A 13,835-nucleotide genomic window follows, 5' to 3' on the forward strand; every position below is an offset into this window, starting at 1 on the left:
TTGGCACGCTGTTGAGTTCTCAAGGAACGGACGCTTCCTTCGTACTCACCCTCACGGGCTTTCCTCCGGGCGCTTCCCTTCGGTCTTGCGTTTCCAACCTTACCAGACCGTTTTCCCTACCGTTTCCGGTTCGGAATTCAATCCAATGGCCGTTGGAGAAGCCATTTGCCTTTCGGCGAACCCGACTTTATCAGACCTTTTGGGCTGAGCTAATCAGCCTGCGAGATCCGGATAAGGGGTCAAATTGGCTCTGCGGAAATTGAATTTCCGTTGTGAGCGAGAGAGACACTAACCGTCACACTCGGACATGTCCAGTCCGAGGCAACCGTTCAAATCTACCTCCCCACACATGCCGTGTCAACGGTTTTTGTGGGCGGAGAGGAGACTAGCAGGTCAGATCGGGGCCTCGCACATCAGGCAGCGGCCGGGACTTCGGCGCTGCGGTCGGCAGTCTCGACGTCGCCCGTGTCGCCTGTTCGGGCCGCTCGGCCTCCTAGGACGTAGACGTACGCGAGGAAGGCCAGCTCGGCTGCGATGCCGATGGTGATGCGCGCCCAGGTGGGCAGTCCGGACGGCGTCACGAAGCCTTCGATGACGCCTGAGACAAAGAGGACGAGTGCCAGCCCGATGGCCATGCCGATCGCCGCGCGGCCCTGCTGGGCGAGGGCTGTGCGGCGGGACAGTGGGCCGGGGTCGATGACCGTCCAGCCGAGGCGCAGGCCCGTACCCGCTGCTACAAAGACCGCGGTCAGTTCCAGCAGGCCGTGCGGGAGGATCAGGCCGAGGAACACGTCGAGGCGGCCGGCCGAGGACATCAGGCCGATTCCGACGCCGACGTTCAGCACATTGACGAACAGGATCAGGATCACCGGGATGCACAGGAACGCGCCCAGGGTCAGGCACATGGCGGCGGCCTGGGCATTGTTCGTCCAGACCTGGGCCGCGAACGAGGCCGCGGGGTGGCTGGAGTAGTACGTCTCGTACTCGCCACCGGGGCGGGTCAGCTGGCGGAGCTCCTCCGGGGCGGCGATCGACGACTGGACCTCGGGGTGGGTGCCGATCCACCAGCCGATGATGGCGGCGAGGAGTGTGGACAGTACGGCTGTCGGTATCCACCAGTTGCGGGAGCGGTAGACGGCCGCGGGGAAACCGGCTGTGAGGAAGCGGACCGCGTCGCGCCAAGTGGAGCGGCGGGTGCCGGTGACAGTCGAGCGGGCGCGCGCTACGAGCTGGGTGAGCCGGGCAGTGAGGATCGGGTCCGGCGTACTGGACTGGATGAGCGAGAGGTGGGTCGCCGTGCGCTGGTAAAGAGCGACGAGTTCGTCGGCCTCGGCACCGGTGAGGCTGCGTCCCCGGCGCAGTAGGTGGTCCAGGCGGTCCCACTCCGGACGGTGGGCGGTGACGAAGACGTCGAGGTCCATGGTCGGCTGCTGCTCCAGGCACTGGGTGCGTACGGTTCGTACTACTGCGGCGCGCTGCGGGCCAGCTTGGCAGACTGAGGAACCAAGGGGCAGGGAAGGTCTAGGGCGAAGGGCGGCAGCGGTGAGTGCGCTTGTGACGGGGGATGCGGTCGTACTGGGGCTGCAGGCGGCGAAACTGCCGAGTCGGGCACTCGCCATAGTGATCGATCTTGTCGTCGTGTGGGCCGTGTATCTCCTGATCTCCATAGGCCTTGGGGTGGCGACTGCCTCGCTGGACGAGGCGGCTGTCACGGCTGTGGCGATCGCGACATTTCTGCTGGTGCTGGTGGGTGGGCCGATAGCCGTGGAGACCCTCAGTAATGGGCGCTCGCTCGGGAAGCTCGCGTGCGGGCTGCGGGTGGTGCGGGACGACGGAGGGCCGATTCGGTTCCGGCATGCGCTGGTGCGTGGGGCGATGGGGGTCGTGGAGATCCTGATGACGTTCGGTGTCATCGCGTGTATCGCTTCGTTGGTGTCGGCGCGGGGGCGGCGGATCGGCGATGTGTTCGCGGGGACGTTGGTCGTACGGGAGCGGATTCCGGCCGCGCGCGGGATGGTCGCTGTGCCGCCTCCGCCGCCGTGGCTGGTCGGACGGTTCTCGGAATTGGATCTGTCCGGTGTGCCGGACCATCTGTGGCTTGCGATACGTCAGTACCTGACGCGAATGAGGCAGCTGGATCCGGCGGTGAGCTGGTCGATGGCGGAACGCCTGGCCGGTGATCTGGCGGGGCGCACGGGAGCGCCGATGCCGCCGGGAGTCCCGCCGGCCGCGTATTTGGCGGCCGTCGTGAATGAGCGGCAGGCGAGGGACGCGCGGCGCGCTTTCGGAACGCGGGCTGCGGCTGGGGCCGGCGCCGTGGCCGGGATGCCCTCGACAGCGGGAGTTCCCGGGCTCGCCGCGCAGGTCGAGCCGGTACGGCCGTCAGTGGTCAGGGACCCGGCACGAGAGCCGGTCTCGGATACGCCGGTTGTCTCGGATGCGCCGGTTGAGGCGCCGCACACGACGGGATTCGCGCCGCCCGCGTAGAAGTGCCGGCCGCGTAGGAGTACCGACGAGCTGCTCGGGGCGCCCCGCAACGTGGTCCGAGAAGGTTAGGCGTCAGGGAAAGACAGACGGCGGCGACTCGAGGTGTTCGAGTTCGATGCCCGGTGCCGCGAGAACCACGTCGCCGGCGATGTGGACGGCGTGCTGTTCGCCCGTGTCCAGGGCGCTGACCTGGTACTCGTCCACGGTCAGCAGGCCATTGTCAGTGGCGTGCGCTTCACTCTTCATCAGGGCCCAGGACTGGTCGAGGGTGCGGGGAGCGAGGACGGGATCCGTGAAGGCGACAAGGCGTACGCGCGTCGCGGGGGAATCGGGGGTGAGGCGCAGCAGACGTGCGGTGGCGATGAGAAACGCGGGGGATGTGCCGGTGAAGGCGTGGGCGCGGACATTGCCTTCGGTGGCATGACTGCCGGTGGGGTCGGTGCGGACCCAGGTGACGCCGTCGATGGCGGCACCGCGGACCTGCCAGCTCGCGGCGTGGAGTTCGAGACGGATGGGGCGGCCGAGTTCGTCGAGGGCGAGGTCGACAGAGCCGGCGTGGTCGCCGGAGGGAGTGGTGATCTGGGAGACGTAGCGCCAGCCGGAGGGGCCGGGGGCGCAGTGGAAGTGTTCTTCGCCGAGGGGGGTGTGATCGTGCGGATCGTGGAGCGAATAACGGCCGCGGGGCATGGGGGCGTGGGTGTCCTTGTGCGGTGAGGCGGTCCGGTGGGCAGTGCCGTGAGGCTCTGCCGTGGAGCCGGAGCCGTGCGAGGACGGTACGGGGCAGGCCCCCGACACGGGGGTGCGGGGGCCTGCCTGGTACCGCGGGTACCTACTGCTGTCGGTGTGTCAGTAGCCGATCAGTAGCGGTAGTGGTCGGGCTTGTACGGGCCCTCGACTTCGACGCCGATGTACGCGGCCTGCTCGGGACGGAGCGTGGTCAGCTTCACGCCGAGCGCGTCCAGGTGCAGCCGGGCCACCTTCTCGTCCAGGTGCTTCGGCAGCACATACACGTCGGTCGGGTACTCCTGCGGCTTCGTGAACAGCTCGATCTGCGCCAGCGTCTGGTCCGCGAAGCTGTTGGACATCACGAACGACGGGTGCCCGGTCGCGTTGCCCAGGTTCAGCAGACGACCCTCGGACAGCACGATGATCACCTTGCCGTCCGCGAACGTCCACGTGTGGACCTGCGGCTTGACCTCGTCCTTCACGATGCCCGGAATCTTCGCCAGGCCCGCCATGTCGATCTCGTTGTCGAAGTGACCGATGTTCCCCACGATCGCCTGGTGCTTCATCTTGGCCATGTCGGCGGCCATGATGATGTCCTTGTTGCCGGTCGTGGTGATGAACAGGTCGGCCGTGTCGATGACCGCGTCCAGCGTGGTCACCTGGTAGCCGTCCATCGCCGCCTGCAGTGCGCAGATCGGGTCGATCTCCGTGATGATCACTCGCGCGCCCTGGCCGCGGAGCGACTCCGCGCAGCCCTTGCCCACGTCGCCGTAACCGCAGATCACGGCGACCTTGCCGCCGATCAGCACATCGGTGGCGCGGTTGATGCCGTCGACCAGCGAGTGCCGGCAGCCGTACTTGTTGTCGAACTTCGACTTGGTGACGGCGTCATTGACGTTGATCGCCGGGAACAGGAGGGTGCCGTCGCGGTGCATCTCGTACAGACGGTGAACACCGGTCGTGGTCTCCTCCGTCACACCGCGGATCTCGGACGCCAGGCGGGTCCACTTCTGCGGGGTCTCGGAGAGGGTGCGGTTGAGCAGCGTGAGGATGTAGCTGTACTCCTCGCTGTCCGCGGTCGACGGGTCCGGGGCCTTGCCGGCCTTCTCGAACTCGACACCCTTGTGGACGAGCAGGGTGGCGTCACCGCCGTCGTCGAGGATCATGTTCGGGCCGCCGGTGGGCGAGTTCGGCCAGGTGAGGGCCTGCTCGGTGCACCACCAGTACTCCTCCAGCGTCTCGCCCTTCCAGGCGAAGACCGGGATGCCCTGGGGGTTGTCCGGGGTGCCGTTCGGGCCGACGGCGATGGCGGCGGCGGCGTGGTCCTGGGTCGAGAAGATGTTGCAGGACGCCCAGCGGACGTCCGCGCCCAGCGCGGCCAGGGTCTCGATCAGGACCGCGGTCTGCACCGTCATGTGCAGCGAGCCGGTGATCCGCGCGCCGGCGAGCGGCTGCGTCGAGGCGTACTCCCTGCGGATCGACATCAGACCGGGCATCTCGTGCTCGGCGAGAGTGATCTCCTTGCGGCCGAAGGCGGCGAGGGAAAGGTCGGCGACCTTGAAGTCCTGACCGGTGGCGACAGTCGTCATTACGAGCTGCTCCTCGTGGTGGTTGGTCGAGGGTGGGTACGGCTGGCTCTGCGGCGGCGGGCACAAGAATGCCCGGGCACTCGCAGCGCAGTCCGTCGGAGGCCCTCTCTCCCTCGGTGGGTCCGCAGAACGGACCGCCCGACCGCCATCAGCAGCGACGTCTGACTCTGGTCACGAATCTACACCGATCGGTGCAGCGGGCCCCAGCCCGCCTGGGGTCGGGATCCGGACACATCGAGGGCCCGGGCCCGAAGAAGCAGGGTTACCAGGGCTTTTGATGTGGCGCATACGTGTTGCACGATGCTGGTCGATCGGGAGATCTGCTCGATCTGCGCCACAGCGTTAGGAGAAACACGTGACCAGTCCGGGAAGCGAGCGGCGGACGGTGAAGCTGCTCGCCGTGACCGCCTGTCCGACGGGCATCGCCCACACCTATATGGCGGCGGAGAAGCTGGCGCAGGCCGCGGACGCGCTCGGCATCGAGATGAAGGTGGAGACGCAGGGCTCCATCGGCGCCGAGAACGTTCTGACTGACAACGATGTCAGAGAGGCCGACGGCATCATCATCGCGGCCGACAAGGATGTCGACCGGAGTCGATTCGTGGGCAAGAAGGTGCTGTCCGTCGGAGTCGCCGAAGGGATTCGTCATCCGGAGAGGCTGATCGAGCAGGTGCAGAACGCGCCGGTGCACGCTCCGGGCGGCGGCAGCGGTGACGGTCCGGCATCCGGCGGAGCCGGAGCGGGCGGGGGCGGCAAGGAGCGCAGCATCGTCTACAAGGCGCTGATGAACGGCGTCTCGTACATGATCCCGTTCGTGGTCGTCGGCGGTCTGCTGATCGCCATCTCGCTGGCGCTCGGCGGCGACGCCACCGCCAAGGGCTACGCCATCCCCAAGGGGAGCTTCTGGGCAGATGTGTTCGAGATCGGCGTCATCGGCTTCACGCTGATGATCCCGATCCTGTCCGGCTACATCGCCTACGCGATAGCCGACCGGCCCGCGCTGGTTCCGGGCATGATCGGCGGCTGGATCGCCAACACCGGCTCGCTCTACGACTCCGAGGCGGGCGCGGGCTTCATCGGGGCCATCGTCACCGGGTTCCTGGCCGGGTATCTGGTGTTGTGGATCAAGAAGGTCAAGGTCCCCAAGTTCGCGCGGCCGATCATGCCGATCATCGTGATCCCGATCGTGGCGACGACGGCGCTGGGGCTCTTCTTCATCTATGTCATCGGCAAGCCGATCTCCTGGGTCTTCACGCACCTCACCGACTGGCTCAGCGGGATGACCGGGACCAGCGCGATTCTGCTGGGCGCAATACTCGGTCTCATGATCGCGTTCGACATGGGCGGGCCGGTCAACAAGACCGCGTTCCTCTTCGGGGCCGGCCTCATCGCCACCGGTAATCAGACCGTGATGGGTATGTGCGCCGCCGCGATTCCGGTCATGCCGCTCGGGCAGGGACTCGCCACGCTGCTGCGCCGGCGGCTCTACTCGGAGCAGGAGCGGGAGACCGGTATGGCCGCGCTGTTCATGGGCATGTTCGGGATCTCCGAAGGCGCGATTCCGTTCGCCGCGGCCAGGCCCGCGCAGGTGATTCCGGCGAACATGCTCGGCGGCGCGGTGGCCGGTGCGATCGCCGGTCTGGCGAGTGTCGAGGACGCGGTTCCGCACGGTGGGCCGATTGTGGCCGTGCTCGGTGCGGTCGGTGGAGTCCCGATGTTCTTCCTCGCCGTCGCCATCGGCACCGTCGTCACCGCGCTCACCACGAATGCGCTGATCGACATCAAGGGTCGGGCGGATCGCGGATCGGCGGCGCTTGCGCCTGCCGGTGGGGGTGGCGTTCCGGAGGCTGCTCTCGTTGGCGTCGGTGCAGCGGGCTCAGGAAGCGTAAGCACCGAGAAGGCCGTCGCTCCCCCGGCGCCCCCGGCCCCCGACCTGGACGCGGACCCTGACCCCGACCTGGCCCCCGACCCGGAGCCGGACGAGAACGAGGTGCTGTCCGGGTATCTCACCGCGCAGACCGTGAAGGTCCGGCTGGAGGCCGACACCAAGGACGCGGCCATCCGCGAACTGGCCTCGATGCTCGCGACCACCGGAAAGGTGACCGATCAGGACGCGCTCGTGGCGGCCGCGTTCGCCCGCGAGGAGCAGGGCACCACCGGGCTCGGCGAGGAGATCGCCATCCCGCACGCCAAGACCGACGCGGTCACCGCGCCGATCGTCGGCTTCGCGCGGTCCGCGGACGGCGTGGAGTGGGGTTCGCTCGACGGCACGAAGGCCAAGCTGATCTTCATGATCACCGTGCCTGAGGCGGCCGCCGGTGATGAGCATCTGCGCATTCTGGCCATGCTGTCCCGCAAGCTCATGGACAACGCCTTCCGCGACCGGCTGTCGGCCGCTCCGGACGAGGCGACGATCCTGAAAGTGCTGGGCGAGATCCAGTAGCCGGCAGGCATCAGCGGCCATGCGAAAGGCCCCCGGACCGACAACTCGGTCCGGGGGCCTTCGTCTGCGTGCCGACGTCAGTGAGCCGCGTCCGGGGACGGGCCGCCCGGGGCCTTGGCCGGATTCACACCCGCCGCGGCCGCCGACTCGCTGTAGATGTCCGGCTCGAGGTAGATCACGCGGGCGATCGGCACGGCCGCGCGGATCCGGTCCTCGGCCGCGTTGATCGCCGCGGCGACCTCCGCCGCCGTGTCGTCGCTCTGCACCGCGACCTTCGCCGCGACCAGCAGTTCCTCCGGGCCGAGGTGGAGCGTACGCATGTGGATGATGCCGGTGACCGTCTCACCGTCGACGATCGAGTCCTCGATCTTCTTCAACTCGTCGGTGCCCGCGGACTCGCCCAGCAGCAGCGACTTCGTCTCGGCCGCCAGGACGAGTGCGATGAGGATGAGCAGGATGCCGATGCAGAGCGTGCCGATGCCGTCCCAGACTCCGTCGCCGGTGGCCAGCGCGATGCCCACGCCACCCAGCGCCAGGACCAGACCGACCAACGCGCCGAGGTCCTCCAGGAGTACGACGGGGAGTTCGGGAGCCTTGGCGTGGCGCACGAACTCCTTCCAGGAGAGATTGCCGCGGATCTGGTTGGACTCCTTGATGGCCGTACGGAAGGAGAAGCACTCGGCGATGATCGCGAAGACAAGGACACCGATCGGCCAGTACCAGGCCTCGATCTCGTGCGGGTGCTTGATCTTCTCGTAGCCCTCGTAGATCGCGAACATGCCGCCGACCGAGAAGAGCACGATGGAGACGAGGAAGGCGTAGATATAGCGCTCGCGGCCGTAGCCGAAGGGGTGCAGCTTGGTCGCTTCGCGCTTGGCCTTCTTGCCGCCGAGGAGCAGCAGTCCCTGGTTGCCGGAGTCGGCGAGCGAGTGGACGCTTTCCGCGAGCATCGACGAAGAGCCGCTGAACAGGAACGCAACGAACTTCGCTACCGCGATTGCGAGGTTGGCGGCGAGTGCCGCGACGATCGCCTTGGTTCCGCCTGACGCGCTCATGAGTGCCGGATGTCCCTTCGTACCTGCTGTACCTGCTGTACCTGGCGTACCTGCTGTGCCTGGCGTACCTGCTGTGCCTGCCGTACCTGGCGTCCGGGCTTTGCCCGGCCTTTACGGTGCGCCATTGTTGCAGCCCGCCGCGGTGGCGCTGCGTCAGGCCACCACAGTTGCCCGGAAGAGGGTGCCGGCGCCGTCCGAAGCGCCCGAGATCTCCGCCTTGTCCCCGGCCGGAACGAACACCGACTCGCCCGGTCCGAGCGCCAGCTCACCGACCGTCGCACTGCCCGCGGTGCAGAGCAGGATCTGCGGAGTGAGGGCCGTGAGGTCGCGCGGCGCCGCGCCCGGCGCCAGCACGAAGCGCGAGAGCCGGAATTCGTCGATCGGAGTCGCGTAGACCTCCTCGCCCGACGGCGACGCCTCCGGGCGCAGCACGCCCGTGTCGGTCGCCTCGAAGCGGACGATACGCAGCAGTTCGGGGACGTCGACGTGCTTGGGGGTCAGTCCGCAGCGCAGCACGTTGTCGGAGTTGGCCATGATCTCGACGCCGAGGCCGTTGAGATACGCGTGCGGGACGCCTGCGCCGAGGAACAGGGCCTCGCCGGGCTGCAGTTGGACGTAGTTGAGCAGCATCGCGGCGATCACGCCCGGGTCGCCCGGGTAGTGGTGCGCGATCGCGGCGTACGGGGCGTAGTCACCGCCGAGCCGGTCCGCGGCTGCCGCGGCCTCGGTGACCGTGGCCGCCATCTCCTGCGGATCGGCGGTCAGCACCGCCGTCAGAACCTCGCGGAGCGCGGCCTCTTCCGGGTGGGCGTGCAGCAGGTCGACGTACGGCTTGAGCGAGTCCACGTCGAGTGCGGCGATCAGATCGGCGGCCGCGTCCGGTGCACGGAATCCGCAGAGGCCGTCGAACGGCGTGAGCGCGCAGATCAGTTCGGGCTTGTGGTTGGCGTCCTTGTAGTTGCGGTGCGGGGCGTCGATGGGGACGCCCGCGCTCTCCTCGGCGGCGTAACCCTCCTTCGCCTGGGCGAGGTTGGGGTGGACCTGGAGGGAGAGCGGCGCGCCCGCGGCGAGAATCTTGAACAGGAAGGGGAGGCGCGGACCGAACTTCTCGACGGCAGCGGCGCCGAGTTCGCGTACGGGGTCGGCGGCGACGACGTCGTTGAGCGCGCCGCGGCCGGTCCGGGACGGCGCTCCCGGGTGCGCGCCCATCCACATCTCGGCCTGGGGCTCGCCGGTGGGGGCGACGCCGAGCAGTTCCGGGATGGCGGTCGTGGAACCCCAGGCGTAGGGGCGCACGGTGTTGGAGAGCCGGTCCATGGTCTTCCTGGTTCTACGAGGGCGTACGGCGAGGGCGGGCTGCGGGGCGCTTGCGCGGGCTACGAAGGCGGGTTGACGGCGGACGCCAGCGACAGATACACGGCGGCGAAGTCGGTGACGGCGAGCAGTTCGGCGATCGACTCCAGCTCGGTGCCCTCCTCCGGCTCGAGCTCGCTGATCGCGGTGTCATGGCTGAGCGCAAGCTCGCGGGCGGCGGGCGCGGCCGTGAGACCGCCGATCGGACGGTCGCGCAGCAGGACGACGCGGGCGCGCAGCGCCTGCTGCTCCTCCACGCGGTCACGGAAGAAGTCCTCCGGGTCCGCGCCGGCGGCGAAGTCGCCGGCGAGCAGCACGCCGTGCGCGGGCAGCGCCTCCGGCAGTTCGGCGGCGAGAGCGGGGCGGCCGGCCAGCTCGGCCAGTACGGCGGCGAAGCGGCGGCCCGCCGGGGCCGCGCCGGTGCCCTCCGTCCAGATCAGCGGGAGGCTGTCGGCGAGCTCGGCGGCGAGTGTCTTGGCGGGATTGCTGTACGTGGCGATGGCCGGGCCGCAGCGTTCGGCGGTCTGGTCGAGGCGGTCGGCGACCTTGGCGAGCGTCTCCGGCGGCGCTTCCAGCAGGCCGACACGGTCGAGGAGCACGAGCAGCGGGGTGAACAGGGCCCACAGCGCGCCCGGGCTCGCCGTCACCGTCTCGTCGTACAGCTCGTGCGGGGCGGTGGCCATGGGGACGACGATGCCGTGCTGGTCGTCGACGGCCTCGGAGAGCGGGGAGCGCTGTGGGGCGACGGCGACGACGGTGCAGCCGCGGCGGTACGCCTGCTCGGCGAGGAGGGCGAGGCCGGGCTCGGAACCGTCCGTCGTCGCGACGAGCAGCAGGTCCACGGAGCCCGCCCAGCCCGGGAGGGCCCAGCGCAGTGCGCCGGCGGCGGGTGCGACGCCGGTGGGGTGGAGCCGGGCGACGGGGGCGCCCGCGCCGGCGAGCGCCTCGATCAGGTCGGCGACGCCGGTGGCGGCGGTGCCGGAGCCCGCGACGAGGACGGCGCGCGGCCGGCCCTCGGGCTTCAGCTCGGCGATGCCGGCCTCGGCGGCGTGCCGGGCGGCGGTGCGTACGCGCGCCCCGGCCTCGGCTGCGCCTCGGAGCAGACCACGACTATCGGCACGGGCCAGGGATTCCGGGGCGTCGAGGAGCGACTCGTCGAGCATGGGGTTGGGCCTCCTGGGGGTCAGGGCCTTTCGTCTGGGACAGGCCCTAGGCGGGTCGGCGTGCCTCGTCGACGAGGAGGACGGGGATGGCGTCCCGTACCGGGTAGGCCAGGCCGCAGTCCTTGCCGGTGCAGATCAGCTCGGGGGTGTCGGCTGCCGTGCGGTCGCTGAGCGGGGCGTGGCAGGCCGGGCAGGCGAGGATCTCCAGGAGACCGGCTTCGAGCGGCATGTGGTGGGGTGTCCCTTCGGGGCGGATCGCATGTCGAACATGCGGTCGCGGGCATGCGGATTGGGCCACGTCAGCGTACCGCCGGGGACAGGGGTGCGGCGCGTTCTGGGGTGCGCGGGAGGTTCCTCCGTACATCCCCTCGGGCGGGGGAACCGGCCCGAAGGAGGTGGGGGTACGGGGTACACCCACCTCCCCGGACTCACGCCCCGCGCACCAGCCCCAGTACCTCGTCCCGCACCTTCGCCATCGTCGGCTCGTCCCTCGCCTCCACGTTCAGGCGGAGCAGGGGTTCCGTGTTGGACGGGCGGAGGTTGAACCACCAGTCCTCGGTGGAGACCGTCAGGCCGTCGAGTTCGTCGATCGTGACGTCCTTGCGGGAGCCGTACGCCGACTTGACCGCGGCCGTGCGGGCCGACTGGTCGTCGACCGTGGAGTTGATCTCGCCGGAGCCCGCGTAGCGGTCGTACTGGGCCACCAGGGCGGACAGCGGGCCGTCCTGGGAGCCGAGGGCCGCCAGGACGTGGAGGGCCGCGAGCATTCCCGTGTCAGCGTTCCAGAAGTCGCGGAAGTAGTAGTGGGCCGAGTGCTCGCCACCGAAGATCGCGCCCGTGCTGGCCATCTCCTGCTTGATGAAGGAGTGGCCGACCCGTGTCCGTACCGGCTCGCCGCCGTTCTCGCGGACCACCTCGGGGACCGACCACGACGTGATCAGGTTGTGGATCACCGTGCCGCCGGGGTGCTTCGCCAGTTCCCGCGCCGCGACGAGTGCCGTGATCGCGGACGGCGAGATGCCCTCGCCCCGCTCGTCGACGACGAAGCAGCGGTCCGCGTCGCCGTCGAAGGCGATGCCCAGGTCCGCACCCTCGGAGCGGACGCGTGCCTGCAGGTCGACGATGTTCGCTGGGTCCAGCGGGTTCGCCTCGTGGTTCGGGAACGTGCCGTCCAGCTCGAAGTACATCGGTACGAGAGTCAGCGGCAGGGAGGAGAACACCGTGGGGACCGTGTGGCCGCCCATGCCGTTGCCGGCGTCCACGACCACCTTCAGCGGACGCATCGCCGACAGGTCGACCAGCGACAGCAGATGCGCCGCGTAGTCCTCGAGCGTGTCGCGCTCGGACACCGTGCCGGTCGTCGCGGCCGGGGCGGGCGCGCCCTCCTCCGACCAGGTCTCGACCAGCGCGCGGATGTCCGCGAGGCCGGTGTCCTGGCCGACCGGCGCCGCGCCAGCGCGGCACATCTTGATGCCGTTGTACTGCGCCGGGTTGTGCGAGGCCGTGAACATCGCGCCCGGCAGGCCGAAGCTGCCCGAAGCGAAGTACAGCTGGTCCGTCGAGCAGAGCCCGATCAGTGTGACGTCCGCTCCCCGCGCCGCCGCGCCCCGCGCGAACGCGCCCGAAAGACCCGGCGACGACGGCCGCATGTCATGGCCGACGACGATCGCCGACGCCTGCGTCACCTGGACGAACGCCGCTCCGAACAGTTCGGCCAGCGCCTCGTCCCACTGATCCGGCACCACCCCGCGAACGTCGTACGCCTTCACGATCTGCGACAGATCAGCAGCCACGGCCCAACCCTCCTGAAGTCTCTGCGGTCACCTCGGAACCTCAACGTACCCGCCCGGACCAAGGGATCATCCAGCCCGGTGAGTTGGGTCGCTCAGTCCTGGCCGTACCGCGGGTCCACCGACTCCGGAGCCAGCCCCAGCAGCTCCGCCACCTGCTCCACGACCACCTCGTGCACCAGCAGCGCCCGCTCGTCGCGGTTCTTGGTACGGATCTCCACCGGCCGCCGGTAGACCACGATCCTGGCCGGCCGTCCCTTGTCCGCGGGCAGCGAGCTGCCCAGCGGCACCGACTCGTCCGGCGCTCCCGGCACGTCCAGGACGAGGAAGTCGACGTCGGCCAGCTGCGGCCAGCGCCGTTCCAGCCGTTCGACCGAGTCCTGCACCAGGTCACGGAAGGACTCGGCCCGGCTCGCCGCGAGGGGCACCTGGGGCGGGGCGACCGGCCCGCGCATGCCGCGGCCGTGGCGGTCGCGACGGCGCGGCCGTGGATCGGTCGGTGGGGGCGGTACAGGACTGTCCATCACTGACGCAGGGTAGCTCTCCGGGGCGTGCATCCATCGCGCGCTCACGCCCGGGAGGCAGCATGTCGCTATTTGAACATTCCGGTCACGCTTGGGCCCGGTTGCCGACCCTCCAGCGATCGCACCTCGGACGGCGAATGACCTCATTTACGCCAAGTCATGACCGGATCACGGTTGGTCGCCGCCCGTGATCTTCTCTCCCCCTGCAGGTCAGGGCAGTTGCCCGGGGGAACGTTATGCCGGACCTCGCAGCACGACACGGTGGAGTGACCTGGTGGAGAGTCGTCGCAGCCCGCTCAAGAGTGCGGTACCGTCCAACGTCGTGAGCCCTGTACGTCGCTGTTCGCGCACCGCGTGCGGCCGCCCTGCCGTCGCGACACTGACGTACGTCTATGCCGATTCGACTGCGGTCCTCGGCCCGCTCGCCACCTACGCCGAGCCCCACTGCTACGACCTGTGCGCCGAGCACAGCGAGCGGCTGACCGCGCCACGCGGCTGGGAGGTCGTACGGCTCACGGACGGGTCCGCGCCCTCCCGTCCGAGCGGCGACGATCTTGAGGCGCTCGCCAATGCCGTGCGTGAGGCAGCTCGCCCACAGGGCAGGGCTGCGGAGGCCGCCGGACAGAACGGGCGGCGGACGGCGGACCCGATGGAGGTCGCGCGCCGCGGCCATCTGCGGGTGCTGCGTTCCCCCGACTAGTAGCA

At 69.3% G+C, this 13,835-nt stretch carries 12 protein-coding genes; 3 read left to right on the top strand and 9 right to left on the bottom strand.

Going from position 1 to position 13,835, the window contains the following annotated elements; all coding sequences use genetic code 11:
• Nucleotides 1-413: 413 nt before the first annotated feature.
• Nucleotides 414-1,421 carry a stage II sporulation protein M gene (locus ACH4YL_RS20225; RefSeq protein WP_398508756.1) on the bottom strand — a complete coding sequence of 336 codons (1,008 nt, stop codon included), beginning with the start codon at nt 1,419-1,421 and terminating at the stop codon, nt 414-416.
• A gap of 121 nt (nt 1,422-1,542) precedes the next feature.
• Between ACH4YL_RS20225 and ACH4YL_RS20230 the strand changes: the two genes are divergently transcribed.
• Nucleotides 1,543-2,487, top strand: coding sequence for an RDD family protein (locus tag ACH4YL_RS20230; RefSeq protein WP_398508757.1), 945 nt, complete (start codon nt 1,543-1,545; stop codon nt 2,485-2,487).
• 72 nt (nt 2,488-2,559) lie between these two features.
• Here ACH4YL_RS20230 and ACH4YL_RS20235 read toward each other — a convergent pair whose 3' ends face one another.
• Both ACH4YL_RS20235 and ahcY read right to left on the bottom strand, forming a co-directional pair.
• Nucleotides 2,560-3,174 (bottom strand): hypothetical protein, encoded by a 615-nt coding sequence (locus ACH4YL_RS20235; protein WP_398508758.1) that lies wholly within the window; start codon nt 3,172-3,174, stop codon nt 2,560-2,562.
• A gap of 170 nt (nt 3,175-3,344) precedes the next feature.
• The gene (ahcY, locus tag ACH4YL_RS20240) at nt 3,345-4,802 is read right to left on the bottom strand and encodes an adenosylhomocysteinase (RefSeq protein WP_398508759.1); all 1,458 of its coding nucleotides are present in this window, start codon (nt 4,800-4,802) and stop codon (nt 3,345-3,347) included.
• Nucleotides 4,803-5,202: 400 nt separating this feature from the next.
• Here ahcY and ACH4YL_RS20245 point away from each other — a divergent pair, with 400 nt between their 5' ends.
• A complete protein-coding gene (locus ACH4YL_RS20245) occupies nt 5,203-7,245 on the top strand; it encodes a fructose-specific PTS transporter subunit EIIC (protein ID WP_398509085.1) in 2,043 nt (680 codons plus the stop codon).
• A gap of 77 nt (nt 7,246-7,322) precedes the next feature.
• On the opposite strand, the gene ACH4YL_RS20250 is transcribed toward ACH4YL_RS20245, so the two are convergent.
• The 6 genes from ACH4YL_RS20250 to ACH4YL_RS20275 all read right to left on the bottom strand — a co-directional run bounded on the left by ACH4YL_RS20250 (nt 7,323) and on the right by ACH4YL_RS20275 (nt 13,130).
• Nucleotides 7,323-8,300, bottom strand: coding sequence for a cation diffusion facilitator family transporter (locus ACH4YL_RS20250; protein WP_398508760.1), 978 nt, complete (start codon nt 8,298-8,300; stop codon nt 7,323-7,325).
• A gap of 153 nt (nt 8,301-8,453) precedes the next feature.
• Nucleotides 8,454-9,617, bottom strand: coding sequence for a mannose-6-phosphate isomerase, class I (manA, locus tag ACH4YL_RS20255; RefSeq protein WP_398508761.1), 1,164 nt, complete (start codon nt 9,615-9,617; stop codon nt 8,454-8,456).
• A 59-nt stretch (nt 9,618-9,676) separates the two neighbouring features.
• The gene (locus tag ACH4YL_RS20260; protein ID WP_398508762.1) at nt 9,677-10,816 is read right to left on the bottom strand and encodes an SIS domain-containing protein; all 1,140 of its coding nucleotides are present in this window, start codon (nt 10,814-10,816) and stop codon (nt 9,677-9,679) included.
• Between the two features lie 46 nt (nt 10,817-10,862).
• Nucleotides 10,863-11,045 (bottom strand): Trm112 family protein, encoded by a 183-nt coding sequence (locus ACH4YL_RS20265; protein ID WP_326650288.1) that lies wholly within the window; start codon nt 11,043-11,045, stop codon nt 10,863-10,865.
• A gap of 199 nt (nt 11,046-11,244) precedes the next feature.
• Nucleotides 11,245-12,609 carry a phosphomannomutase/phosphoglucomutase gene (locus ACH4YL_RS20270; protein WP_398508763.1) on the bottom strand — a complete coding sequence of 455 codons (1,365 nt, stop codon included), beginning with the start codon at nt 12,607-12,609 and terminating at the stop codon, nt 11,245-11,247.
• Nucleotides 12,610-12,701: 92 nt separating this feature from the next.
• A complete protein-coding gene (locus tag ACH4YL_RS20275) occupies nt 12,702-13,130 on the bottom strand; it encodes a metallopeptidase family protein (RefSeq protein WP_398508764.1) in 429 nt (142 codons plus the stop codon).
• A 274-nt stretch (nt 13,131-13,404) separates the two neighbouring features.
• Between ACH4YL_RS20275 and ACH4YL_RS20280 the strand changes: the two genes are divergently transcribed.
• Nucleotides 13,405-13,830 (top strand): DUF3499 domain-containing protein, encoded by a 426-nt coding sequence (locus ACH4YL_RS20280; protein WP_398508765.1) that lies wholly within the window; start codon nt 13,405-13,407, stop codon nt 13,828-13,830.
• Nucleotides 13,831-13,835: the final 5 nt, after the last annotated feature.

This window comes from Streptomyces sp. NPDC020681 (assembly GCF_044334895.1).
In the GTDB taxonomy this organism is placed as follows: Bacteria; Actinomycetota; Actinomycetes; order Streptomycetales; family Streptomycetaceae; genus Streptomyces.